Raw genomic sequence first — 23,060 nt, forward strand, 5'->3', positions numbered from 1 at the left:
CCCGGCGTCCCCGGGGGACGCCGGGTGTTCCGGGGAGGCGGCGGACGCCCCGCCCGGGCCGCGGGACGCCTCGGCGGCCCTGCGGGCGACGGGGGCGCCGCTCCCGGTCCAGCGCCCGCGCAGCGCGATCAGCACGCCCATCGCGATCGCGAGCAGCAGCAGCGACACGGAGGTGGCGGCCTCCGGCTCGTCCTGGAGCAGCAGGTACACCTGGAGCGGCAGGGTCTGGGTGGTGCCGGGCAGGTTGCCGGCGAAGGTGATGGTCGCGCCGAACTCGCCGAGTGCGCGGGCCCAGGTGAGCGCGGCCCCGGCGACCAGCCCGGGCGCCACCATGGGCAGGGTCACGGTGAAGAACACCCGTACCGGCGAGGCACCGAGGGAGGCGGCGGTCTCCTCGTAGCTCTGCCTGAGCCCGCCGAGCGCGCCCTCCAGGCTGATCACGAGGAAGGGCATGGCGACGAAGGTGGCCGCGACGACGGCACCGGACGTGTGGAAGGGCAGGGTGATGCCGAAGGTGTCCTCCAGCCAGGGCCCGAGCAGCCCGCGCCGGCCGAAACCGAGCAGCAGCGCGACACCGCCCACGGTCGGCGGCAGCACCATCGGCAGCAGCACCAGCGAGCGGACGAACGCCTTCCCCCTGAACTCGACGCGGGCCAGCAGCCAGGCGAGCGGCACACCGAGCAGCAGCGACAGCCCGAGGGCCCAGAAGGACACCAGCAGCGACAGCCGCAGGGCCTCGACCACACCGGGACGGGTCAGGTGCGCGCCGAGCTCACCCCAGGCGGTGCGGGTGAGGATGCCGACCAGGGGCAGCAGCAGGAACGCGACGGCGAGCAGCGCGGGGAGCGCCAGCGCCACGGGCGTACGGGGGCGAGTACGGGTACGGAGTCTGCTCATCGGGGTTCCTGGGTGGAGCGTACGAGGAGGAAGCGGGCCGGGGCTGCCCGTCCCCCCGGACCGGGCAGCCCCTCGCGTTCCACGGGGCGGACGTCGGCTACGGCTTCTGGAAGCCCGCGTCCTGAAGGATCTTCTGCGCCTCCGGGGTGCTCAGCCACGCCACGAACGCGGCCGCGGCCTCGGCGTTCTTGGACTGCTTGAGCGTGGCCGCCGGGTAGGAGGCCACGGCGTTCTGGTCGTCCGGGATGTCGACGGTCGCGACCTTGTCCGCGGACTTGGCGGAGTCGGTCTTGTAGACGAGGCCCGCGTCGGCCTCGCCGAGCTCGACCTTGCTCAGGACGGCGCGCACGTTCGGCTCCTGCGAGACCGGCTTCACCTCGATCTTCTGTGCGTCGAGGATCTGCTTGCCGTAGCGGCCGACGGGGACCTCCGGCGCGGCGAGGACCACCTTGATCTTGGTGTCGGCGAGGTCCTTGAGGCCGGCGACCTTGAAGGGGTTGCCCTTGCCGGTGGCGATGACCAGGCGGTTCTTGGCGATGATCGAGGCGTCGTCGGTCTCGGCCCTGAGGCCGTCCATGGTCTTGGTGTCGGCGGTGACCAGCGCGTCGGCCGGGGCGCCCTGCTTGACCTGGGCGGCGAGCTCCTGCGAACCGGCGAAGGAGAACGTGATCTTCGTACCGGGGTGCGTCTTCTCGTACGCGGCGCCCGCGGTCTTGAAGACGTCGGTGAGGGATGAGGCGGCGAGGACCGTGAGGTTCGCGGGCTTGGCCCCGGCGGAGGCGAAGGCGGAGGCGGTGGGTGCGGCGGCGTCCGCCTTCTTGTCGTCGCTGCCGCAGGCGGCCAGGGCCGGCACGAGCAGGGCGGCGGTCAGCACGGCGGCCGCGGCACGGCGGCGGTTCAGGGTCGGCGACATGAGCGCAAGCTCCTCGGTTCGGGTCGGCGGCCGGCTTCGGGTGCCGGATCCGCGCGGTGGTGACCCGCGCCGGTGACGGGCCGAGCGGGTGGGGGACGCGGGGTGGGGCGGGATGGTCAGGTGCGGTCGATGTGCACGCTGGTCGACTTCACGCGGGCGGTGGCCTGCATGCCGACTTCGAGTCCCAGTTCCTCGACGGCCTCACGGGTGAGCAGGGAAACCAGCCGGTGGGGACCGGCCTGGATCTCGACCTGGGCCGCCACGTCGCCGAGCTTGACGGCGGTGACGATGCCGGGGAAGGCGTTGCGCGCCGAGGTGTACGGCTCGTCGTCGTCGGCGTAGGCGCCCTGGCCCACCTCCACGGAGAAGGCGGCCAGGTCCCGGCCGTCGATCAGGCGTCGTCCGGCGTCGTCGCGATGGGTCGCGACCCGCCCGGCGTCGGCCCAGCGGCGGGCGGTGTCGGGGCTGACGCCCAGCAGGCGCGCCGCCTGTCCGATGGTGTAGGACTGCATGTGCGACAAGGTAGGGGCAGCTGTCGCGCATTTGCAATTCTTTTGGGGTGCCATACATGGCAGATGCCAAGGCTCTTGGGCGTTCTGCCAAAAGTCGTTCGGCCGGCGGCGCACCGGATCGCTAGAGTCGGGGCATGGCTGAGGAAGTGGAAACCGGTACGGCGCGCGTGGACGCCTGGATCTGGTCGGTCCGCCTGACGAAGACCCGGTCGGTCGCGGCGACGGCCTGCCGAGCGGGCCATGTGAAGGTCAACGGCGAGCGGGCCAAACCCGCCCAGCAGGTCCGGGCGGGCGACGAGGTACGGCTGTTCCACGCCGGACGCGAGCGCATCGTCGTGGTCCGCAGGCCCGTGACGAAGCGGGTGGGCGCTCCGGTGGCGGTCGAGTGCTACGTGGACAACAGCCCGCCGCCGCCCACCCCGGTGGAGGCCGCGGTGGTCGGCATCCGAGACCGCGGCACGGGCCGCCCGACCAAGCGCGACCGCCGCGAGATCGAATCCCTGCGCGGCCGCTGACCCGCCCCGTCCGCCGCCCCCCGCCCCGTCCGCCGACCTGCCCCCTCCCCGCGGCCACGGCCGCCGCGGGGTCAGAGCTTGCGGTAGGTGTAGGCCTCCTCGGCCGCCTCGGCCACCGCCGACAGCGGAGCCCCCGTGGAGGCCGTGACCGCCGCCGCCACGGCACCCTCCACGAACGGCGCGTCCACCAGCCGGGCCCCCGGCGGGAGTTCCTCCTCCACCAGCAGCGCCTTCACGGTCAGCACCGCGCTCCCCAGGTCCGCCAGCAGCAGGACCCCCGCGCCTTGGTCCACCGCACGCGCGGCCTCCATGACCCGTTCCGCGCTCGTGCCCAGCCTGCCCTCCGCGGTGCCGCCCGCCGGTGCGATCAACGCGACGGGGCCGCCCGCCGACAGGCCCCGCGCCAGCTCCGCCACCGACTGCGCCACCCCTGCGCTGTGCGACACCAGCACGATCCCGACCATCGGCTCGCTCATTGCGCCACCTCCGCGAGCGCATCCAGCAGCAGCGCCGACGACGTGGCACCCGGGTCCTGGTGCCCGATGCTCCGCTCCCCGAGGTAGCTGGCCCGGCCCTTGCGGGCCAGCATCGGGACCGTGGCCCGCGCGCCGTTGCCCGCGGCCTCCGCGGCCGCCCGGTAGGAGGTGCCCAGCGCCGCCACCCCCGGCACCAGCGCGTCCAGCATCGTCTTGTCGCCCGGCGCCGCACCTCCCAGCTGCGCCACCGCGCCCACCCCCGCGTAGAGGGCCTTGCGCACGTCCTCGTCGGAGACCTCGGCGGCGTCACCGAGCTCCTTGCCCGCCCGCCGCAGCAGCGTCCCGTACAGCGGCCCCGACGCCCCGCCGACCGTCGAGATCAGCGTCCGCCCCGCCAGCTGCAGCACCGCTCCCGGGGACGCCGCAGGCTCCGCCTCCAGTGCCGCCCGGACGGCCGCGAAACCACGCATCAGGTTGTTCCCGTGGTCGGCGTCGCCGATGGGGGAGTCGAGCTCGGTCAGCCGGTCGGCCTCGCGCTCCACCACGGCCGCGGCGGCCTCCATCCAGCGCCGGAAGAAGTCTGTGTCACGCACGTCGGTCTCCTCGCCTCGCCGGCCGGACCTCGGCAGCAGCCGGCCCCTACGCCGGCCACCTTACGGTCAGCGCGCCTCAGCGGCCCCAGCGCAGCGCGGCGGTCTGCACGGGCGCGTCCCACAGCCGCAGCAGTTCCTCGTCGGCGCGGCACAGCGTCACCGAGCATCCGGCCATGTCGAGCGAGGTGACGTAGTTCCCGACGAGCGCCCGCGCCACGGGCACCCCACGCTGCTCCAGCACCCCGGCCACCTCCGCGTGGAAGCCGTACAGCTCCAGCAGCGGGGTCGCCCCCATGCCGTTGACGAGCGCGAGGACCGGGCCGTCGGCCGGCCCCACGCTCGCCATGTCGTCCAGTACGGCGCCGACCGCGAACTGCGCGATCTCCCGCGCCGACATCATCGGCCGCCGCTCGCGGCCCGGCTCGCCGTGGATGCCGATGCCCAACTCCAGCTCACCCTCGGGGAGGTTGAAGGTGGGGCTGCCCTTCGCGGGGGTCGTGCACGCGCTCAGCGCCACACCGAAGCTGCGCGAGGCATCGTTCACCTTCCGGGCGAGCGCCGCCACCTCCTCCAGCGGGGCACCCGCCTCGGCGGCCGCCCCGGCGATCTTCTCGACGAAGAGGGTGGCACCCGTGCCGCGCCGCCCCGCCGTGTAGAGGCTGTCGGTGACGGCGACGTCGTCGTTGACCAGGACGCTCTCGATCCGTACCCCGTCCTCCTGGGCGAGCTCGGCGGCCATCTCGAAGTTCAGCACGTCACCGGTGTAGTTCTTGACGATGAACAGCACGCCCGCGCCCCCGTCCACCGCCTTCGCGGCCCGGAGCATCTGATCGGGCACGGGGGAGGTGAACACCTCGCCCGGGCATGCCGCCGACAGCATGCCCGGGCCCACGAACCCGGCGTGCAGCGGCTCGTGCCCCGAACCGCCGCCCGACACCAGCCCGACCCGGCCCCCGGCCCGCGCGTCCCTGCGCACGACGGTCCGCTGTACGGCGTCGACCTCCAGCTCCGGATGCGCGGCGGCCAGCCCGCGCAGCGCGTCGGCGACGACGGTCTCGGCACTGTTGATCAGCATCCGCATCTGTATCTCCGATGGTCACAAATGGTCAGCGAAACGTAACCGAGCGTACAGGAAGGTGCCCGGGTCGACCCGCTACCGGCGGCGGCCGGGCGTCGGCGGACCGTCAGCCGGCGTGGACGTGCGGGCGGCGGGTCCGGTCCGGCTCGGCCGCGCGGATGACCTCACGGGTGACGGGTGCCACCTCCCCCTGTCCGAACAGGAAGAAGCGCAGGAAGTTGGCCATCGGGTTGCCTTCGGTCCACTCGAAGTAGATGTGCGGCCGCTGCCCGGTCTCGTCCCGCACGTGGAGCACCAGGGCGGCCAGGGCGTTGGGAACGCTGGAGCTTTCCAGGCTCAGCACCCGGTAGCGGTCGTGCAGGACCTCGCCGCGCACGCGCAGCCCGGACTCGAACTCGGACGGGTCCAGGACGGTGACCTCGACGAACATGACGTCGTCCCCGGCCGGGATGTCGTTGTCGGCGCGGATCTGCGCGACCTTGTCCCGGTACTCGGCCTTGTCGCGGCTGCCCGGCTCGTTGGCGATGAACCGTATGGTCCGGTTGGCGGTGTCCCGGACGAAGCGGGCGGCCATCTCGTCGAACTCCACGTGGGTGACGCGCAGCTCGAAGACCCGGGCGAGGCGGGAGAGGAGGGAGAGGGCCATGATGCCCGCGATGAAGCAGGCGCCGATCTTCACGCCGTCGGGGCGTTCGACGACGTTGACTCCCGTCGTGTAGACGAGCACGACCGAGATCGCGGCAAACGCGACGGTCCAGCCGCGCTGCCCGGCGCGCCGGGCGGCGATGGTGACGGCGACGGCAGCGGAGGTGAACAGGACGAGCACGCCGGTGGCGTACGCGCCGCCCTGGGCGTCGACGTCGGCGTCGAAGATCCACGTCACCAGGAAGGCGATCAGCGTGAACACGATGACCATCGGGCGCAGGGCGCGCGCCCAGTGCGGGGCCATGCCGTAGCGCGGAAGGTAGCGGGGCATCAGGTTGAGCAGGCCGGCCATGGCCGAGGAGCCCGCGAACCACAGGATCAGGATGGTCGAGACGTCGTAGACCGTGCCGAAAGCGGAGCCCAGGTGCTCGTGGGCGAGGTAGGCCAGTGCGCGGCCGTTGGCCTCGCCGCCCGGCTCGAACGCGGCGGCCGGGATCAGCAGCGTGGTGACGAAGCTGCTGGTGATGAGGAAGACGCTCATGATCACGGCGGCCGTGGTCAGCAGCTTCCGGGTGTCACGGATCCGGCCGGCGGGCTTGGCGCCGGTGTCGTCCGCATCGCCGCGGACGTGCGGCATCACGGCCACGCCCGTCTCGAAGCCGGACATCCCGAGCGCCAGTTTGGGGAAGACCAGGAGGGCGATGGCGACCATCATCAGGGGGTTGCCGTGCTCGGCGGTGAGGGCCCGGGTCCAGTCCCCGATGACGTGCGGCTCGGAGAGCACCCGCCACAGCCCGTCCACGATGACGACGACGTTCAGCGCGAGATACGAGACCACCAGCACCACGGCCACCCCGATGGCCTCGCTGAACCCCTTCAGGAACACGGCCCCCAGCAGGGCGATCATGATCAGGGTGATGACCATCTGGTGGCCGCTGAGCGTGCCGGTCAGATGCGGGTTCTCCACCAGGTGGGCGGTGGCGTCGGCCGCCGAGAGGGTGATGGTGATCAGGAAGTCGGTCGCCGCGAAGCCCAGCAGGGTCAGGACGAACAGCTTGCCCTTCCAGAACGACAGCAGCCGCTCCAGCATCGCGATCGAGCCCTCGCCGTGCGGGCTCTCCTCGGCCACCCGCCGGTAGACCGGCAGGGCGCCGAACAGCGTGAGGATCACCAGCACGATCGTCGCCACCGGCGACAGGAGGCCGGCGGCCAGCGCCGCGATACCGGGCTGGTAGCCGAGGGTCGAGAAGTAGTCGAGGCCGGTCAGGCACATCACCCGCCACCAGGGGCGCCCGTGGACGGCGCTCGCGGCCTCGGCGGACGGCTCGCCGGGCTGCGCCGGGCGGGGACCGGGGCGGGAGTCCGGGCGGGAGTCCGAGCGGTGCTTCGTCTGCTCGGCCAGGCCGTCCAGCAGCCACGTACGCAGGCGGCTGGTCTGGGTGGGGGTGGCCATCGGGGTTACTCCTTCGTACGGCGCTGATCCGGCCATCCGGGCGACGGCTGGGCAAGCGTACGGAACCCGCTCGTACGTGCCCGCCCGCGCCGGCGGCCCGGCGGGCGGCCGGGGAGGGCGCCGGGCCGGCCGCACTGCCCGTCCCGCACGCGCCATCCGGCCCTGTAATTCCGCCTCCCACCTGGGAAGACGTGCCGGGCCGCGGCGGCGCCGAGCCGGCGCGCGGCCCCTGCGGACGGGGGTCGGCCTTGGGTATTCCTTGGCGGATCCCTAGCGCCTCCTTGACGGCTTGCCGACGGGGCGGCGACGGGTGGTTCGTATGGAAAGCGTCATGTGTCTCGATCTAATCGATCGAATGTTCGACATGCGCGCTACGCTGGATCCATGCGCACGATCCCGGGGCTCCAGGGCTCCCTCTTCGACCAGGACGACGAGATCGGGCTCGGCCCGCTCCGCGGCCTCCGGCGCGTCCAGCTCGGCGCCGGAGCGTGGGTCGACCACCTCCCGGGCTGGCTCTCCGGCTCGGACCTGCTCTTCGAGCGGCTGGCCGAGGAAGTGCCGTGGCGTGCCGAGCGGCGCCGGATGTACGAGCGCGAGGTGGACGTGCCCCGGCTCCTCTGCTTCTACGGCGAGGGCGAGCCGCTGCCCCATCCCGTGCTCACCGAGGCGCGGGAGGTGCTTACGGCCCACTACGCCCCCGAGCTCGGCGAGCCCTTCGTGACGGCCGGACTCTGCCTCTACCGCGACGGCCGCGACAGCGTCGCCTGGCACGGGGACCGCATCGGCCGGTCCGCCACCGAGGACACCATGGTCGCGATCGTCTCGGTCGGAGACCCCCGCGACCTCGCCTTCCGCCCCCGCGACGGCGGCGCCACGCTGCTCCGGCTCCCCCTCGGGCACGGTGACCTCGTGGTGATGGGCGGCTCATGCCAGCGGACGATGGAGCACGCGGTACCCAAGTCCACCCGCGCCGTGGGCCCCCGCATCAGCATCCAGTTCCGCCCGCACGGCGTCCGCTGACCCCCGAGGGGCCCGGGTTCAGGCCCCGTTGACGCCGGTGGCCGCCTCCGTCGTGTCCAGGAGGATCCAGTGGTCCTCGGGCGGCGCCGCCGGTGCGGGCCGCGGGACCGGGCGCTTCTCCTCGCGCCAGCCGTCGGCGCCCACCGCCTCCGTGGCGATACCGCGCCAGAAGCGGGCCGCGCCCCTGTTGGACTCCTGGAAGGCGATGGCCCACCGCCCCGGCCGCGAGCGCAGCAGCTCCAGCGCCGCCCATTGCCCCACCCTGCGGCGCCGCAGGGCCCGTACGACGAAGAACGCCGAGATCGAGGTCGCGCCCTCGTCCGTCGGCCGGGTCAGGACGAACCCGGCCGGAGCGCCCTCGTACCGGATGAGCAGGGCCTCGCGCCCCGGTTCCGAGAAGAACAGCGGCAGGGGGCCGAAGGCGAAGGTGCCGTCCTCCGCGGGCAGATGGCCGAGGAACTCCGACATGTCGTGGCGGTACAGCTGGGCCAGCCGCTCCACGACCGGCCGGCTCCGGGCGGTCGCGGGGGACAGGGTGAGGGGAGGCGTGGGTTCCGCCCGGGTCGTCGCATCCATTCGGGTGATTCTCCCAGCCGCAGCCGCAGCCGCAGCCGCAGCCGCGGCCGCAGCCCGCGTTCGGCCCGCGTCCGGGGCGTCTCCGCGCCGTCGCTCACGCGGGGCCGGCCTCCTTGGCCGCTCCGGGCCGGGCGGCCTGCGCAGCCGCCTGCAGTGAACGCAGGGCCAGCAGCAGGACGCCGATGTCGTCCAGGTATACCGGGTCCGGGATCAGGTCCACCGGCGAGACGGTGTACACCACGGCGACCCAGAACAGCGCCTTGTCGCGCAGCGGGATCCCCGCGTCGAGCAGCAGCCGCCTCGTCCTGACGACCCGTACGAGCAGCACGGCCGCCGCGACGGCGAGCCCGAGGGCCGCGACCGCGGCGACGGTGAGCCAGACCTGAGCGTCCATGGCTCCCGTATACCCCGCCGGACCGGGCTACGCGCCCTGCTCGCGCAGACGGCGGCTGACCTCGCCCAGCCCCTCCGCCAGTGCATCGAGCTGACCGGGCGTGAGCACGTCGATGAGGGTCTCCCGGACGGTGGCCACGTGGCCGGGCGCAGCCGCCTCCAGCCGCGCGCGGCCCGCGTCGGTGAGGACGGCGAAGACCCCGCGCACGTCCGAGGGGCAGCTGCGGCGGCGGACCAGTCCGGCCTTCTCCAGTTGGGTGACCTGGTAGGTCAGCCCGCTCTTGGAGTTGATCAGCCCGTTGGCCAGTTCCGTCATCCGCAGCTCGTGGTCCGGGGCCGCGGAGAGCCGCACGAGGATCTCGTACTGCGGGTGGGAGAGTCCGGAATCGTCCTTGAGCTGCTGGTCAAGCCGCCGGTTCACCAAGGCGGAAGCCGCCAGGAAGCCGCTCCAGGCACGCATCTCGCGGTCGTCCAGCCATCTCGTTTCCGACATGCCTCCAGCCTACACAAGTTGTTCCAATTTGAATCACTGGCTATGGTCGGGGAAGCGCCTGGAGTTCGAATTTGAACTACCCGACGACCGTGAACCACCGTACGACCGAGCGCCGAGCACCGGACGACCCGACAGGAAGGACCCCCCATGACCAGCCCCTCCGTCACCACGACGAAGCCGCAGGCCGCCGCACCGGCCGCTCCGCCCGCCCTCTCCACCCCCGCACACGACGTCGGCCTCCTCCTGCTGCGCATCGTCCTCGGCCTCATCATGGCCGCCCACGGCAGCCAGAAGCTCTTCGGCTGGTTCGGCGGCGGCGGCATCGAGGGCACCGGCCAGTTCTTCACCGCCAGCGGCTACCCGGCCGGAGACGCCATGGCCGTCCTCGCCGGACTGACCGAGACCCTGGGCGGTCTCGGGCTCGCGGCCGGCCTGCTCACCCCGCTCGCCGGCGCCGCAGTCGTCGGCACCATGATCAACGCGATCGCCGTCCACGGAGCCGGCTCGTTCTTCGCCCCGAAGGGCATCGAGTACGAGCTGCTCCTGACCGCCGGCGCCGCGGCCCTCGCCCTCACCGGCCCCGGCCGCTACGCCGCCGACCGCCTCCTGCCCGTCCTGCGCGCCCACCGCCTGGCCCACGGCGCCCTCGCCGTCGCCCTCGGCGTCGTCATCGCGGGCGCCCTGCTCCTCGTACGCGACTAGCGGAGCGGTCCAGGCCCGGCCCGGGGCGCGCTGATTGGCCCCGGGCATTCGGGGGAAGATCGCACAAATGACACAACCCATCGAAGACTACGCACTGATCGGCGACCTCATGACGAGCGGGCTCGTCGGCCGCGACGGGTCCATCGACTGGCTGTGCCTGCCGCGCTTCGACTCGGCGGCCTGCTTCGCGGCGCTCCTCGGCGACGAGGAGAACGGCCACTGGCGCATCGCCCCCGCCGGGGCCCCCGAGGGCGAGCGCTGCACCCGCCGGGCCTATGCCGACGGCTCGCTGGTCCTGGAGTCGTACTGGGAGACCCCGGACGGCGGCGCGTTCAAGGTCACCGACTTCATGCCGCAACGCGACGCCGCCCCCGACGTGATGCGGATCGTCGAGGGCATCTCGGGCGAGGTCACCGTGCGCAGCACCCTGCGCCTGCGGTTCGACTACGGGAACGTCGTGCCCTGGGTCCGCCGCCGTGACGGCGAGCGGGTCGCGATCGCCGGACCCGACTCCGTCTGGTTCCGCAGCGAGCCGCACGTGCACACCTGGGGCGAGGACAACAGCACCCGCTCCGAGTTCACCCTCACCCCCGGGCAGCGCGTCGCCTTCGTCCTCACCTGGCACCCCTCCCACGAACCGCGCCCCGAGCCCGTCGAACCGTACGAGGCCCTGGAGCACTGCCTCGCCGACTGGCGCGACTGGACCGCGCAGTGCACCTACCAGGGCCCCTACCGCGAGGCCGTGATCCGCTCCCTGATCACCCTCAAGGCCCTCACCTACGCGCCCACCGGCGGGATCGCCGCCGCGTCCACCACCTCCCTGCCCGAGGAGATCGGCGGCGTCCGCAACTGGGACTACCGCTACTGCTGGCTGCGCGACTCCACCCTCACCCTCGCCTCCATGCTGGCGACCGGCTACCTCGAAGAGGCCCGCGCCTGGCGCGAATGGCTGCTGCGCGCCATCGCCGGCGACCCCGCCGATCTGCAGATCATGTACGGCATCGCCGGCGAGCGCCGCATCCCCGAGTTCGAGGTGCCCTGGCTGCGCGGCTACGCCGGCTCCGCACCCGTCCGCATCGGCAACGCCGCCGTCAACCAGCTCCAGCTCGACGTCTACGGGGAAGTCCTCGACGCACTGCACCTCGGCCGGTCCTCCGGGCTGCCCGCGGAAAAGCACTCCTGGCGGATCCAGCTCGCGCTCCTCGACTTCCTTGAGCGCAACTGGCAGCGCCCCGACGAGGGCCTGTGGGAAGTACGCGGTCCGCGCCGCCACTTCGTCCACTCCAAGGTGATGGCCTGGGTCGCCGCCGACCGGGCCGTACGCACCCTGGAGCGGGACCCCTCGCTGGAGGGCGACGTGGAGCGCTGGCGGACCATGCGCAAGGAGGTGCACCGCGACGTCTGCGAGAACGGCTACGACCCGCGGCGCAACACCTTCACCCAGTACTACGGCTCCGAGGAGCTGGACGCGGCCACCCTGCTCATCCCCCGGGTCGGCTTCCTGCCACCCGACGACCCCCGCGTCATCGGCACCGTCGACGCGGTCCGCGCCGAACTGGGCAGCAGCGGCCTGGTCCGCCGCTACAGCACCGAGGGACCGCCGGTCGACGGTCTGCCCGGCGGCGAAGGAGCCTTCCTGGCCTGCTCCTTCTGGCTCGCCGACGCCCTCGTCCTGACCGGCCGGCCCGAGGAGGCCCGGGCCCTGTTCGACCGGCTGCTGGCGGTACGCAACGACGTGGGGCTGCTCGCGGAGGAGTACGACCCTGTGGCGGGCCGGCAACTCGGCAACTTCCCGCAGGCGTTCAGCCACATCGGCCTGGTGAACACCGCCCTCACCCTGGGGCTGTGCGAGCAGATCGAGGCGGAGGCCCGGGCCGACTGACGGCGGACACGCGGACGGGGCCGGCGCAGGGTGTCACCCGCGCCGGCCCCGGTGCCGCAGGGGCCCGTCATGCAGCGGCGTGCTCGCCGTCCTCCTCCGGGATGCTCACCAGCCAGCGGCTGTCCTGCCGCGGCCGCAGGTAGAGCGCCCAGTACAGCGTGGCCACGGCGGTGATCCCGCCCGTCCACAGCAGGTACTGGGTCTCCTGCTGGGTCAGGATGTACGCGAGTACGGCGATCAGCGCCACCGGCACGGCCGGCCACAGCGGCATGCGCCAGGCCGCCACGTCGCGGTGCACCCCGCGCCGGCTGAACAGCGCGGCCACCGCCACCAGCAGGTACATGCCGGTCACCGAGACACCGGTGACGCCGTACAGCGTGTCGAGGTTGACGAAGCACAGCGCCGCACCCGGGACGCCCACGACCAGGGTCGCCACCCACGGGGAGCCGAACCGGCCGAGCTTCGACAGCGCGTTGTTGACCGGCTCGGGCCAGGCCTTGTCCCGGGCGGACGCGAACAGCACCCGGGAGTTCTGGATCACCATGACGATGCCGGCGTTGATGATCGCGAGGGCGACGCACAGGCTGACGAAGGTGCCCACCGCCGAGTTCGACCAGGCGGTGACCATGCCGCCGAGGTCCCCCTCGGCCAGCGCCTGGAGGTCCGGGGCGCCCATGGTGATCGCGATGACCGGGATCAGGATGACGGCGGTGGAGATGGCCAGGGTGGCCAGGACCGTGCGGGCGACGTTGCGCCGCGGGTTCTCCAGCTCCTCCGACAGGTAGACGGCGGTGGAGAAGCCCTGGGTGATGAAGAGGGCGATGGCGAGCCCGGAGACCACCATCATGGCGGTCACGGTGGAGGACGTACCGCCCTCACCGCCGACCACGCCGTGCACCAGGGCGCCCGTGCCGCGCTCGCCGTGGGCGAAGCCGAGGACGGCGACCAGCGCGGCGGCGACGACCTCCAGCACCAGGAAGATGCCCGTGATCCAGGCGTTCGCCCGCAGGTCCAGCAGACCGGCGAGGGTGGCCAGCAGCATCACGGCGCCGCCCGCGACCGGGGCGGGTACCTCCACGATCGGCGCCAGGTAGTCGGCCGTTCCCATGGCGATCACGGGCGGCACGATCATCACGACGAGCAGGGAGAGCACGAAGACCAGCCAGCCGGCCAGCCGGCCCGACAGGGTCGACACCATGGCGTACTCGCCGCCGGCGCTGGGGATCAGCGTGCCCAGCTCCGAATAGCAGAACGCCACGCCGATGCAGAGCAGCGAGCCGATGGCGATCGTCAGGGCGGTCCACGTGCCCAGGCTGGAGAACAGGTCGGGTACGACGACGAAGAGCGTCGAGGCGGGCGTCACGCACGAGAGGGTGAGCAGCGTGCCGCCGACGACGCCGATGGAACGCTTGAGCTTCTGGGGGACGGGCCCGGTGGCGGGCGCGAGAGCCTGGGGGGCGCTGATCGTTTCAGACATCGGTGCGGGGTTCCGATCGGCAGATGCGGTGAACTGAGGACGGGAGCGGTATCGCCTCCGAGGCGGTGGTGAGCAAGGTGTATCGGTAGCTCCCGGGCCGACATGGAATCCCTGCGAGATCCGCAGGTCAAGAGTTGTTTACCTGCGGAATCCGTCGCTGTCGGCCCCTCCGCGTACCGGCGGTAGCGTCAAATCTGCGTAAATGCTGCGCCGGGGGGAGGTGCGGGAACCGCAGCTGATCGTCGGCAACTTTTCCTCCGCTTTGCCGACATGTGCTCGTCGTGACACCGGCGTGACACCCCCGGCCACCGGCTGCCCGCTCCGGTGGCCGTGCGCCCAGGGCCTACGCCGCCCCCGCACGCGAGGCCAGCAGCAGCGCCACGTCGTCCGGCCGGGCCGCACCGCTGCCCGCACCGCCGACCAGCCGGTCGGCGGTCTCCGTCAGCGGCGACGGCCGGGCCGCGGCCAGCGCCGCCCGCAACCGCTCCACCCCGAGGTCGATGTCCGCGCCCGGCGTCTCCACCAGCCCGTCCGTGTAGAGGGCGAGCACCGCCCCCGGCTCCAGGCACAGCTCCGTCACCGGGTACACCGCGTCCGCGGCGATCCCGAGGACCACCCCGCCCGGCAGATCCAGCACCTCGGTCCGCCCGTCGGGGTGGCGCAGCAGCGGCTGCGGATGCCCGGCCCGTACGGCCCGCGCCCGGCCCGACTCCGGGTCGAGCTCCACGTAGCAGCAACTGGCGAACTGTCCCGGATCCAGGTCGATCAGCAGCCGGTTGGTGCCGCCGACCACCTGCTCCGGCGGCTCCCCGCCGAGGGCGAAGGCCCGCACCGCACTGCGCAGCTGGCCCATCGTGGCCGCGGCCGCCACCCCGTGACCCTGAACGTCCCCGATCACCAGCGCCAGCAGGCCCGAACCCGCGTCGATGACGTCGTACCAGTCGCCGCCCACGTCCATGCCGACGGCTCCGGGCAGGTACCGGCCGACCGTCGCCACGTTCGCGTACTCCGGCAGCCGGTGCGGCAGCAACGCCGACTGCAGCCCGCGCGCCAGCGCCGCCTCGCTGTCGTAGCGCTGCGCCCGCTCCAGTGCCTGCGCGATCAGCCCGGCCAGCGCCGTCAGCACCGTCCGCTCCTCCGCACTGAATCCGCGCGGGGTGTCGAAGCCGAGGATGCAGGAGCCCACCGGCCTGCCCGAGGCGATCAGCGGGAGGAACGCCCGGGCCCCCACGTGCGCGTCCAGCGGAATGCCCGGATAGGCGGCGGCCAGGTGCTGCATCGACTCGAAGAACAGCGGGCGGCCCGTGGTCAGGGTCTCCACGCCGGGCAGCCGGACATCGAGACCCACCCCGTCGAACCGGTCCAGGAAGCCCTGCGGGAAGCCGGTCTCCCACGCCAGGTGCAGATGCCTCTCACTGAGCAGGTAGATCGCCAACTGGCGTCCGCCGAAGGCGGGCAGCAGCTCGTCCGTGACCACCGCCGACACCTGGCGGGCCGTGACCGCCTCCGTCAGCGCGATGGCCAGGGCCACCGGCCGGTAGAGCGAGGACGTCTGCTCGGCCGCGAGGGCCGGCCCGGCACCGCCGCGTCCCGCACCCGGCCCCGCACGCGGCCCCGCATCCGGCCCTGCACCGGCTGCCGCCTCCGGCCCTGCACCCGCTCCCGCATCCGGGCCCGCTCCTGCTCCCGCATCCGGTCGGGCCGCCGGGTCCGGCGCGGGGTCCACGGAGGAGTGGTGGCCGGCGGCGCCGATCACCACCGTCACCCCGCCGCGCCCCGGATACAGCCCCACCGACAGCCACTCCCCGCCCGGCGGCGTGCCCCGACGAGCCGCAAAGTGCACCGGCTCGCTCGCCAGCAGCACGGCCCGGAAGTGATCCTCGTACGCGGGATGCCCCAGCCACGGCAGCGCCTCCCACAGGATCCGCCCGCACAGCTGCGGACGACCCGGCCCGAGCAGGGCCTTCGCCGCGGTGTTGGCGAAGCCGATCCGGCCCTCGCGGTCCACCGACAGCACCGCCTGCACCATCCGGTCCACCGCGGCCCCGGCGCTCCCGGCGCTGCCCTCCGGGGCCGCGCTCGCGGGCACGACCACCGGGTCGCCCTCCCACACCACCGGCTCCCCGGCCGCCGTGAGCGCCGCCAGCCGCTGCGCCAGCCGGGCCGCGGCCCCGCGCAGCCGCTTCCGGTCGGCCGCCCCGACCGGGACCCCGGGCGTCGCCGGGCGCAGCACGAACAGCACACCGAACCGCTCCGCCCCGGCGACGACCGGCTCGTACAGGGAGGCGAAGGGGAACGGCAGCCCCGCCATCAGCTGCGGGAAGCGCCGCATGGCCGTCTCCGCGTCCGGCAGCAGCACCGACCGCCCCGTGCGGTACGCCTCGCCCGCCGGGTAGGGGCGGTTCACGTGCAGCCGCCACCACGGCCGGAACAGCGGCGCGGGCAGCCCGGCCAGTACGGCGATCAGCAGCCGCCCCTCGCTGCGCGAACGCAGGTACGCCCCGCCCGCGTACCCGCCGACGGCCTCCACGACCTCCGCCGTGGCACGCACGAGAATCTCGGCCATGGCACCGGGGACAGGACCGCCGCTGTCCGGTCTCGCCGTCACACAGTCAGCATGCGCTCTCCGCGCAGGCCGCTGCATCCCGGGCCCGGCCGGTCCCCGGGCCCGGTCGGTGGCGGGGGCAGCCGGCGGTCCCCGTACGCCGTACGCACTGACCCGAACGCCTCCCTCGTCCGGGGGACGCTCCCGCCCACCGACCGCCCGCGCCCGCGAGCCGGGGCACCATACGCAGGCGTCCCATCCCGCAGGCGTCCCGTCCCGCCCCGGAAGGCAGAGCATGCGCTTTCAGTACGACAGCATCGGCGAGCGCGTCATGGAGTCGAAGACCACCGCGGCGTTCTCGGCCGCCGACACCCACACCCTGCTCGGGGCGCTCGACGCGCTCGGCGGTGTGAAAGGGCTCGACACCCTCGACCTGGGCTGCGGAGACGGCCACTACACCCGGCTGCTGGCCCGGGGCGGAGCCCGCCGGGCCGTCGGCGTGGACGGCTCCCCGGAGATGATCCACCTGGCCCGCGCCGAAACCCGGGCCGGGGACTGCGACACCGCCCCCATCGAATACCTCGTCGCCGAAGCCGCCGCACTGCCGCAGCTGGGCCCCTTCGACCTGGCCACCGCCGTCTACCTGTTCAACCACGCGCCCGACCGGACCGCACTGCACGCCGTGTTCCGGCGCATCCGCGCCAACCTGCGCGACGGCGGCCGCCTGCTGGCCATCGTGCCCAACGCCGGGGCCTACCCGGCCGTGGACTGGTCGCCGTACGGGCTGCGCATCGTCGACCGCGTCCCGGACGGGGACGCACCGCTGCTCAAGGCGCAGTTCCTGACCGAGCCGAGCGTGGACTTCGAATTCCGTGAATGGGCGCACGCCGACTTCGCCGAAGCCGCCGTGGAAGCCGGCTTCACCACCGTCGGCTGGCAGCCCAACCGCACCCCGCCGGCCGACGCGACGCGCGACGAGGAGTACTGGACCGCGTACCGCGCCTGGCCCGTCAGCTCCCTGATGACCTGCACCGCCTGATGACCGGTACCGCCCGCCCCCGTGACGGCGGCCCTCACCGGTCGGCGGCGGTCCTGATCAGCTCGACGATCCGCTCCCGGGCCGCCCGGCCCTCCGGCACAGGCAGCAGCGGATACGCGTGCGGCAGCCCCGCCTCCTCGTGGAACTCCACCTCCACCCCGTCCGCGCGGGCTCGGCGCAGCAGCTCCCTGCTGTCCGTGCTCAGCACGTCCCGGGTACCGGTGAACACCGTCAGCGGCGCCAGCCCCGCGAACGAGCCGTGCAAGGGGCTCACCCGCGGATCGTCGGCCGCCAGCGTCCCCGCGTACAGCCTCCCCGCCTCCCGCAGCCCCGGCCGGGCCAGCATCGGGTCGGCCGCCTCGATCGCCGCCTGGTCCGGATGGCTCATGCTCACGTCGATCCAGGGGGAGATCAGCACGATCCGGGACGGCTGCACCCCGCTGCGGTCACGCAGCCGCTGCGCGGCGGCCAGCGCCAGCCCGGCACCCGCGGAGTCCCCGAGGAGCACCGTGCCGCCGTCCCCGTCGCGACCGCTCTCGATCAGCCCGCTGAGCAGATCGGCCGCCACCGGGACCGTCCGGTCGGCCGTACCGCGCGGCGCCAGGATGTACGCCGGGACCACCACCCGGGCCCGCGCCTGCGTCACCAGCATCCGGATCATCGACCAGTGCGGCCGGACCAGCTCGTTGATGTACCCGCCGCCGTGCACGAACAGCACCTGGGCCGCCGGTTCGGACCCGCGCGGCGAGGCGTCGTACACCGGCCAGGCCCCGACGAAGGTACGGGATACCTCCGCCACCCGCCCCAGCGAGCGCGGCGGCAGATGGGACGCGGGCCGGCGGGCCGACGCCGCCACGTGGGAGCGCACCGCCTCCGCACTCGCGAACCGTCTTCGCCGTCCCGCCGCGATCAGCGCGACCGACAGCGCCCTGCTGCGCAGACTCGGCACGCCCCCCACCTCCCCATTTCCCGCCCCGGCTGTTGAGCCGGGGCCCTCACGAGGAGGAGCATAGGCGTGAAGCTGGGCTGTCGACCCGCTTAAGAAATCCTCGATGGACTGATCACCATGAAGCTCGGCAGATTGGTGCCCGTCGTCACGCCGCACCAGCACCACGGGTCGCGGCGCCCCCTGCACATGCCTGGAGCCACCCCATGAAGGCACTCGTCAAGCACAAAGCCGAACCCGGGCTGTGGCTCATGGACGTCCCGGAACCCGAATACGGCCCCGGCGACGTGCTGATCAAGGTGCTGCGCACCGGCATCTGCGGCACCGACCTGCACATCCGCTCCTGGGACGGCTGGGCGCAGGGCGCCGTCAAGACCCCGCTGGTACTCGGCCACGAGTTCGTCGGCGAGGTCGCCGCGCTCGGCGCCGACGTCCGCGACATCGAGGTCGGCGCGCTGGTCAGCGGCGAGGGCCACCTGGTGTGCGGCAAGTGCCGCAACTGCCTGGCCGGCCGCCGCCACCTGTGCCGCAGCACGGTCGGCCTCGGGGTCGGCCGCAACGGCGCGTTCGCCGAGTACGTCGTCCTGCCGGCGCAGAACGTCTGGGTGCACCGCACCGCCGTCGACCTCGACGTGGCCGCGATCTTCGACCCCTTCGGCAACGCGGTGCACACGGCACTGTCGTTCCCCCTGGTCGGCGAGGACGTACTGATCACCGGCGCCGGCCCGATCGGCATCATGGCGGCGGCCGTGGCCCGCCACGCCGGCGCCCGCAACGTCGTCATCACCGACGTCAGCCCCGAGCGGCTGGAGATCGCCCGCAAGGCGGGCGCCACGCTCGCGGTCAACGTCGCCGAATCCACGATCGCCGACGCGCAGGCGCGCCTGGGCCTGCGCGAGGGCTTCGACATCGGCCTGGAGATGTCGGGCCGCGCCGAGGCCATGCGCGACATGATCGCCAACATGACGCACGGCGGCCGGATCGCCATGCTGGGCCTGCCCTCGCAGGAGTTCCCGGTGGACTGGGCCAAGGTCGTCACCTCGATGATCACGATCAAGGGCATCTACGGCCGCGAGATGTTCGAGACCTGGTACGCGATGACGGTCCTCCTGGAAGGCGGACTCGACCTCAGCCCGGTCATCACCGGCCGCTACTCGCACCGCGACTTCGAGGCCGCCTTCGACGAGGCCGCGACGGCCCGCAGCGGCAAGATCATCCTGGACTGGACGGCGTAGCCGCCTCCCGCTCCAGCGCACGACCACCTCCCTCCGGCCGGGCCCCGCTCACCCTCCCCCCTCCGCGGGGCCCGGCCCCTCCCTCCGCCGGCCGCACGGCCGCCCCCGGCCGCACCGGCCGCACCAGGAGAAAGCGAGCACCGCACCATGTTCGAGACCGTCCGCGAGGACCTCCGCGCCACCCTCGACGAGATCCGCGCCGCGGGCCTGCACAAGCCCGAACGCGTCATCGGCACCCCGCAGAGCGCAGCCGTCGCCGTGACCGCGGGCGGCGCGCCCGGTGAGGTCCTCAACTTCTGCGCCAACAACTACCTCGGACTGGCCGACCACCCCGAGGTCGTCGCGGCCGCCAAAGACGCCCTGGACCGCTGGGGCTACGGAATGGCCTCCGTCCGCTTCATCTGCGGCACGCAGGAAGTGCACAAGGAACTCGAAGCCCGGCTGTCCTCGTTCCTCGGCCAGGAGGACACGATCCTCTACTCCTCCTGCTTCGACGCCAACGGCGGCGTCTTCGAGACCCTCCTCGGAGCCGAGGACGCCGTCATCTCCGACGCCCTCAACCACGCCTCCATCATCGACGGCATCCGCCTGTCCAAGGCCCGCCGCTACCGCTACGCCAACCGCGACATGGCCGACCTGGAGCAGCAGCTCAAGGAGGCCACCGGAGCCGGCGCCCGCCGCAAGCTCATCGTCACCGACGGCGTCTTCTCCATGGACGGCTACGTCGCCCCGCTGCCCGAGATCTGCGACCTGGCCGAGCGCTACGACGCCATGGTCATGGTCGACGACTCCCACGCCGTCGGCTTCGTCGGCCCCGGCGGCCGCGGCACCCCCGAGCTGCACGGGGTCATGGACCGCATCGACATCATCACCGGCACCCTCGGCAAGGCCCTCGGCGGCGCCTCCGGCGGCTACGTCGCCGCGCGCACCGAGATCGTCGAGCTGCTGCGCCAGCGCTCGCGCCCGTACCTCTTCTCCAACTCCCTCGCCCCGGTCATCGCGGCCGCCTCGCTCAAGGTCCTGGACCTGCTGGAGTCGGCCGGCGACCTGCGCGAGCAGCTCGCCGCCAACACCGCGCTCTTCCGCGCGAAGATGACCGAGGCCGGCTTCGAGATCCTGCCCGGCGACCACGCGATCGCACCGGTGATGATCGGCGACGCCGCCGAGGCCGCCAGGATGGCGGAGCTGCTGCTGGAGCGCGGCGTCTACGTGATCGGCTTCTCGTACCCGGTGGTGCCCATGGGGGCGGCGCGCATCCGCGTCCAGCTCTCCGCGGCCCACTCCACGGCGGACGTCGAGCGTGCGGTGGCGGCCTTCGTCGACGCCCGGGCGGCGCTCGGCTCCACCGCGGGCTGAGACAATGGCGGGGTGATCGACCCCCGCCGGCTGCGCATCCTGCGGGCCGTGGCGGACCACCGGACGGTGACCGCCGCGGCCGCAGCCCTGTACCTGACCCCTTCCGCCGTCTCCCAGCAGCTCGCGGCGCTGGAACAGGAGACCGGGCACGCGCTGCTGACCCGCAGCGGCCGCGGCGTACGGCTCACCGCGGCCGGCGAGATCCTGCTCGGGCACGCCCACGAGGTCCTGGCCCAGCTGGAGCGCGCCGAAGCCGAACTCGCGGCGTACGCCGGAGGTTCGGCGGGCGAGGTCACGGTGGCCGCCTTCGCGACCGGCATCGCGGAGGTCCTGGCCCCCGCGATCGCCCGCCTCTCGCGGGACCACCCGGGCATCCGGCTGCGCGTCCGGGACGCGGAGGGCGACCAGAGCCTGCCGCTGCTGCTCGACGGCGAAGCCGACCTCGCGCTGGCGGTGGAGTACCGGGGCGCCCCGGGCGCGGCCGACGGCCGCCTGTCGGTCCTGCCGCTGTACGCGGAGCCCTTCGACGCGGTGCTGCCCTCGGGGCACCCGCTCGCGGACTTCCCCGAGGTCGCGCTGGCGGACCTCTCCGACTCGGACTGGGTGGGGCAGTACCCCGGGAACCCCTGCCATGACGTGACGATGCTGGCCTGCGAGCTGGCCGGCTTCCAGCCCCGGTTCGTGCACTCGTCCGACGACTTCCGCGCGGTGACGGCACTGGTGGGCGCGGGGGCGGGGGTGGCCCTGGTGCCGCGCTCGGCCCTGCGGGGCATGGACCTCAAGGAGGTCCAGGTCCGCCCGGTCACGGGAGCCCCGGCAACGCGCCGCGTCTTCGCCGCAACCCGCCGCGGCGCGGAGACCCACCCCCTGATCGCCCCGGTCCTGAAGGCCCTGACCCAGGAGGCGGAGCGGCTGCCGGCGCATTGAGGGGTGGGGGGCGGGGGCTTCGGGGGCGGGACCTGGCGCGCCGGGCGTCGGAAGGCGGGACGGGGGTTTCGGGGGCGGGATTCCCGCACCCGGCATCAGAGGGAGTCCGGGGGCGTCCCGTCAGTCCACTGTCCTTCCGTGTCGGTCCGGGCCGTCAAGGGCGCTCCTTCGTCGCGTCGCTTCGCGATGGCCTTCGGCCACCCTTGACTGCCCGGCCCGCCCCGGAAAGACAACAGACTGCCGGGAAGCCCCCGAGGAATGGCCGGGGGGTGACAGACCAGAAGCGGGGAGGTCAGCGATGGGCGGGCCGTTTCCCGTCGCCAGTTCCCCATGCGGGGCCGATAGGCCCCCTGTTCCGAGCCCAGCCCAGGTCAAGCCGCAGCCGAGACCAATGAGATGACCATCGGGGGCCGGGAGAGGCCACCATCGCCTCAGATCGCTACACAGCCGGTCCCGGCTTGGCGTCCGCGGCCCGTCTGGGGCTGGGATGGCCGCCATGGATGGCAGTCATGACGCCAGTCATGCACCAGCGGGTGGTTTGTCCAGGTTTGGCGGCGGGTTGGGCGGCGAGTGGGCCTTTGACTGCGCGTGATGACGAAAAGTCTGGCATCCGGCTCCTTCCGGGCCTCTGCCCGCACCCAGATGCGCACTAAGAGACCTGTTGAGGACCCTGATGGGGCCCGAAGGGCCCCGAAGGTTGCTTGGATCGGTCCAGAGTGCGGTCAGTGGGCTACCCGCGGGCGGCCCACAAGGGGATTCGTCACGATCGCCATCATCGCCGCCTGATCCCCCGCTTCCTGCCTGCTCTACTGAAGAGCCTGTCGTCTCATCCCCTCAACCCCGGACGGGCCGCGGACGCCAGGCCGGGACCGGCTGTGTAGCGATCTGTCGCGCCCATGAGCAACCCCGGACGGCCTGCCGGCCGCCAACCGGGACAGCCCCTGTGGCATCTCTGCAGCCCGGACGGGCCGCGGACGCCAGGCCGGGACCGGCTGTGTAGCGATCTGTCGCGTATATGAGCAACCCCAGACGGGCCGGGGACGCCATGCCGGGACCGGCTGTGTAGCGATCTGAGGCGATGGTGGCCTCTCCCGGCGCCGGATGGTCATCTCATTGGTCTCGGCTGCGGCTTGACCTGGGCTGGGCTCGGAAGAGGGGCCTATCGGCCCCGGATGGGGAACGGGCGGTGGGAGACGGCGCCTGCATCGCTGATGGGCCCGTATGTCCATCTGTCCCCCCGGCCATCCTTCGGGGGCTTCCCGGCAGTCTGTTGTCTTTCCGGGGCGGGCCGGGCAGTCAAGGGTGGCTTCCGTTCATCAACGCGGGCGCCCTCGTCGTCACCGACCGGCTGCAGACCCTGACGGGGGACGCGAGCAGTGAACTGCTG

21 protein-coding genes are annotated in these 23,060 nt (G+C 73.1%); 8 read left to right on the top strand and 13 right to left on the bottom strand.

Annotated features, from left to right (window positions below):
• From ABZ128_RS33625 to ABZ128_RS33635, 3 genes are all read right to left on the bottom strand, one after another.
• On the bottom strand, window positions 1–897 hold an 897-nt coding region (locus ABZ128_RS33625; RefSeq protein WP_356853460.1), incomplete at its 3' end, for an ABC transporter permease.
• A 97-nt stretch (window positions 898–994) separates the two neighbouring features.
• Window positions 995–1,810 (bottom strand): molybdate ABC transporter substrate-binding protein, encoded by an 816-nt coding sequence (gene modA / locus ABZ128_RS33630; protein WP_356853461.1) that lies wholly within the window; start codon window positions 1,808–1,810, stop codon window positions 995–997.
• A gap of 116 nt (window positions 1,811–1,926) precedes the next feature.
• Window positions 1,927–2,322, bottom strand: a complete 396-nt coding sequence (locus ABZ128_RS33635; RefSeq protein ID WP_356853463.1) for a helix-turn-helix transcriptional regulator — start codon at window positions 2,320–2,322, stop codon at window positions 1,927–1,929.
• A gap of 134 nt (window positions 2,323–2,456) precedes the next feature.
• On the opposite strand from ABZ128_RS33635, the gene ABZ128_RS33640 reads away from it, so the two are divergent.
• Window positions 2,457–2,837, top strand: coding sequence for an RNA-binding S4 domain-containing protein (locus tag ABZ128_RS33640; RefSeq protein ID WP_356853465.1), 381 nt, complete (start codon window positions 2,457–2,459; stop codon window positions 2,835–2,837).
• Between the two features lie 71 nt (window positions 2,838–2,908).
• On the opposite strand, the gene ABZ128_RS33645 is transcribed toward ABZ128_RS33640, so the two are convergent.
• The 4 genes from ABZ128_RS33645 to ABZ128_RS33660 all read right to left on the bottom strand — a co-directional run bounded on the left by ABZ128_RS33645 (window position 2,909) and on the right by ABZ128_RS33660 (window position 7,082).
• Window positions 2,909–3,313, bottom strand: a complete 405-nt coding sequence (locus tag ABZ128_RS33645; protein WP_356853467.1) for a PTS fructose transporter subunit IIA — start codon at window positions 3,311–3,313, stop codon at window positions 2,909–2,911.
• Window positions 3,310–3,906: a dihydroxyacetone kinase subunit DhaL gene (gene dhaL, locus ABZ128_RS33650; protein WP_356853469.1), complete on the bottom strand. Its 597-nt coding sequence runs from the start codon at window positions 3,904–3,906 to the stop codon at window positions 3,310–3,312. The genes ABZ128_RS33645 and dhaL overlap by 4 nt, the downstream gene beginning before the upstream one ends.
• 76 nt (window positions 3,907–3,982) lie before the next feature.
• On the bottom strand, window positions 3,983–4,987 hold the full coding sequence (dhaK, locus tag ABZ128_RS33655; RefSeq protein WP_356853470.1) for a dihydroxyacetone kinase subunit DhaK: 1,005 nt from the start codon (window positions 4,985–4,987) through the stop codon (window positions 3,983–3,985).
• A gap of 103 nt (window positions 4,988–5,090) precedes the next feature.
• On the bottom strand, window positions 5,091–7,082 hold the full coding sequence (locus tag ABZ128_RS33660) for an amino acid transporter (protein WP_356853471.1): 1,992 nt from the start codon (window positions 7,080–7,082) through the stop codon (window positions 5,091–5,093).
• Window positions 7,083–7,466: 384 nt separating this feature from the next.
• On the opposite strand from ABZ128_RS33660, the gene ABZ128_RS33665 reads away from it, so the two are divergent.
• Window positions 7,467–8,102 carry an alpha-ketoglutarate-dependent dioxygenase AlkB gene (locus ABZ128_RS33665; RefSeq protein ID WP_356853473.1) on the top strand — a complete coding sequence of 212 codons (636 nt, stop codon included), beginning with the start codon at window positions 7,467–7,469 and terminating at the stop codon, window positions 8,100–8,102.
• A gap of 18 nt (window positions 8,103–8,120) precedes the next feature.
• On the opposite strand, the gene ABZ128_RS33670 is transcribed toward ABZ128_RS33665, so the two are convergent.
• The 3 genes from ABZ128_RS33670 to ABZ128_RS33680 all read right to left on the bottom strand — a co-directional run bounded on the left by ABZ128_RS33670 (window position 8,121) and on the right by ABZ128_RS33680 (window position 9,564).
• Complete coding sequence (locus ABZ128_RS33670) at window positions 8,121–8,678, bottom strand: GNAT family N-acetyltransferase (protein ID WP_356853475.1); 558 nt, start codon at window positions 8,676–8,678, stop codon at window positions 8,121–8,123.
• 94 nt (window positions 8,679–8,772) lie between these two features.
• Complete coding sequence (locus ABZ128_RS33675) at window positions 8,773–9,072, bottom strand: YkvA family protein (protein WP_356853477.1); 300 nt, start codon at window positions 9,070–9,072, stop codon at window positions 8,773–8,775.
• A 27-nt stretch (window positions 9,073–9,099) separates the two neighbouring features.
• Window positions 9,100–9,564, bottom strand: coding sequence for a MarR family transcriptional regulator (locus ABZ128_RS33680; protein WP_356853479.1), 465 nt, complete (start codon window positions 9,562–9,564; stop codon window positions 9,100–9,102).
• 147 nt (window positions 9,565–9,711) lie between these two features.
• Here ABZ128_RS33680 and ABZ128_RS33685 point away from each other — a divergent pair, with 147 nt between their 5' ends.
• Together ABZ128_RS33685 and ABZ128_RS33690 are read left to right on the top strand one after the other, a co-directional pair.
• Window positions 9,712–10,266 (top strand): DoxX family membrane protein, encoded by a 555-nt coding sequence (locus ABZ128_RS33685; RefSeq protein ID WP_356853480.1) that lies wholly within the window; start codon window positions 9,712–9,714, stop codon window positions 10,264–10,266.
• Between the two features lie 67 nt (window positions 10,267–10,333).
• A complete protein-coding gene (locus tag ABZ128_RS33690) occupies window positions 10,334–12,148 on the top strand; it encodes a glycoside hydrolase family 15 protein (protein WP_356853482.1) in 1,815 nt (604 codons plus the stop codon).
• A gap of 67 nt (window positions 12,149–12,215) precedes the next feature.
• On the opposite strand, the gene ABZ128_RS33695 is transcribed toward ABZ128_RS33690, so the two are convergent.
• Window positions 12,216–13,625 (bottom strand): APC family permease, encoded by a 1,410-nt coding sequence (locus ABZ128_RS33695; RefSeq protein ID WP_356853484.1) that lies wholly within the window; start codon window positions 13,623–13,625, stop codon window positions 12,216–12,218.
• A gap of 343 nt (window positions 13,626–13,968) precedes the next feature.
• The gene (locus ABZ128_RS33700; RefSeq protein ID WP_356853486.1) at window positions 13,969–16,191 is read right to left on the bottom strand and encodes a SpoIIE family protein phosphatase; all 2,223 of its coding nucleotides are present in this window, start codon (window positions 16,189–16,191) and stop codon (window positions 13,969–13,971) included.
• Between the two features lie 274 nt (window positions 16,192–16,465).
• Here ABZ128_RS33700 and ABZ128_RS33705 point away from each other — a divergent pair, with 274 nt between their 5' ends.
• Window positions 16,466–17,209 (top strand): class I SAM-dependent methyltransferase, encoded by a 744-nt coding sequence (locus ABZ128_RS33705; RefSeq protein ID WP_356853487.1) that lies wholly within the window; start codon window positions 16,466–16,468, stop codon window positions 17,207–17,209.
• A 34-nt stretch (window positions 17,210–17,243) separates the two neighbouring features.
• On the opposite strand, the gene ABZ128_RS33710 is transcribed toward ABZ128_RS33705, so the two are convergent.
• Window positions 17,244–18,158: an alpha/beta hydrolase gene (locus ABZ128_RS33710; RefSeq protein ID WP_356853488.1), complete on the bottom strand. Its 915-nt coding sequence runs from the start codon at window positions 18,156–18,158 to the stop codon at window positions 17,244–17,246.
• 203 nt (window positions 18,159–18,361) lie between these two features.
• Between ABZ128_RS33710 and tdh the strand changes: the two genes are divergently transcribed.
• The 3 genes from tdh to ABZ128_RS33725 all read left to right on the top strand — a co-directional run bounded on the left by tdh (window position 18,362) and on the right by ABZ128_RS33725 (window position 21,673).
• The gene (gene tdh / locus ABZ128_RS33715) at window positions 18,362–19,390 is read left to right on the top strand and encodes an L-threonine 3-dehydrogenase (RefSeq protein ID WP_356853490.1); all 1,029 of its coding nucleotides are present in this window, start codon (window positions 18,362–18,364) and stop codon (window positions 19,388–19,390) included.
• Window positions 19,391–19,537: 147 nt separating this feature from the next.
• Entirely contained in the window at window positions 19,538–20,746 is a 1,209-nt protein-coding gene (locus ABZ128_RS33720) for a glycine C-acetyltransferase (RefSeq protein ID WP_356853491.1), read from the top strand.
• A 12-nt stretch (window positions 20,747–20,758) separates the two neighbouring features.
• Window positions 20,759–21,673: a LysR substrate-binding domain-containing protein gene (locus ABZ128_RS33725; RefSeq protein ID WP_356853493.1), complete on the top strand. Its 915-nt coding sequence runs from the start codon at window positions 20,759–20,761 to the stop codon at window positions 21,671–21,673.
• Window positions 21,674–23,060 lie beyond the last annotated feature (1,387 nt).

Origin of the sequence: Streptomyces sp. NPDC006326 (assembly GCF_040612915.1) — a bacterium.
Taxonomy (GTDB): domain Bacteria; phylum Actinomycetota; class Actinomycetes; order Streptomycetales; family Streptomycetaceae; genus Streptomyces.

Excerpts from the sequence above, each read along its gene's own strand:
- modA (WP_356853461.1), bottom strand. The coding sequence starts at position 1,810 with ATGTCGCCGACCCTGAACCGCCGCCGTGCCGCGGCCGCCGTGCTGACC.
- ABZ128_RS33635 (WP_356853463.1), bottom strand. The coding sequence starts at position 2,322 with ATGCAGTCCTACACCATCGGACAGGCGGCGCGCCTGCTGGGCGTCAGC.
- ABZ128_RS33640 (WP_356853465.1), top strand. The coding sequence starts at position 2,457 with ATGGCTGAGGAAGTGGAAACCGGTACGGCGCGCGTGGACGCCTGGATC.
- ABZ128_RS33645 (WP_356853467.1), bottom strand. The coding sequence starts at position 3,313 with ATGAGCGAGCCGATGGTCGGGATCGTGCTGGTGTCGCACAGCGCAGGG.
- dhaK (WP_356853470.1), bottom strand. The coding sequence starts at position 4,987 with ATGCGGATGCTGATCAACAGTGCCGAGACCGTCGTCGCCGACGCGCTG.
- ABZ128_RS33660 (WP_356853471.1), bottom strand. The coding sequence starts at position 7,082 with ATGGCCACCCCCACCCAGACCAGCCGCCTGCGTACGTGGCTGCTGGAC.
- ABZ128_RS33665 (WP_356853473.1), top strand. The coding sequence starts at position 7,467 with ATGCGCACGATCCCGGGGCTCCAGGGCTCCCTCTTCGACCAGGACGAC.
- ABZ128_RS33670 (WP_356853475.1), bottom strand. The coding sequence starts at position 8,678 with ATGGATGCGACGACCCGGGCGGAACCCACGCCTCCCCTCACCCTGTCC.
- ABZ128_RS33675 (WP_356853477.1), bottom strand. The coding sequence starts at position 9,072 with ATGGACGCTCAGGTCTGGCTCACCGTCGCCGCGGTCGCGGCCCTCGGG.
- ABZ128_RS33680 (WP_356853479.1), bottom strand. The coding sequence starts at position 9,564 with ATGTCGGAAACGAGATGGCTGGACGACCGCGAGATGCGTGCCTGGAGC.
- ABZ128_RS33685 (WP_356853480.1), top strand. The coding sequence starts at position 9,712 with ATGACCAGCCCCTCCGTCACCACGACGAAGCCGCAGGCCGCCGCACCG.
- ABZ128_RS33690 (WP_356853482.1), top strand. The coding sequence starts at position 10,334 with ATGACACAACCCATCGAAGACTACGCACTGATCGGCGACCTCATGACG.
- ABZ128_RS33695 (WP_356853484.1), bottom strand. The coding sequence starts at position 13,625 with ATGTCTGAAACGATCAGCGCCCCCCAGGCTCTCGCGCCCGCCACCGGG.
- ABZ128_RS33700 (WP_356853486.1), bottom strand. The coding sequence starts at position 16,191 with ATGGCCGAGATTCTCGTGCGTGCCACGGCGGAGGTCGTGGAGGCCGTC.
- ABZ128_RS33705 (WP_356853487.1), top strand. The coding sequence starts at position 16,466 with ATGCGCTTTCAGTACGACAGCATCGGCGAGCGCGTCATGGAGTCGAAG.
- tdh (WP_356853490.1), top strand. The coding sequence starts at position 18,362 with ATGAAGGCACTCGTCAAGCACAAAGCCGAACCCGGGCTGTGGCTCATG.
- ABZ128_RS33720 (WP_356853491.1), top strand. The coding sequence starts at position 19,538 with ATGTTCGAGACCGTCCGCGAGGACCTCCGCGCCACCCTCGACGAGATC.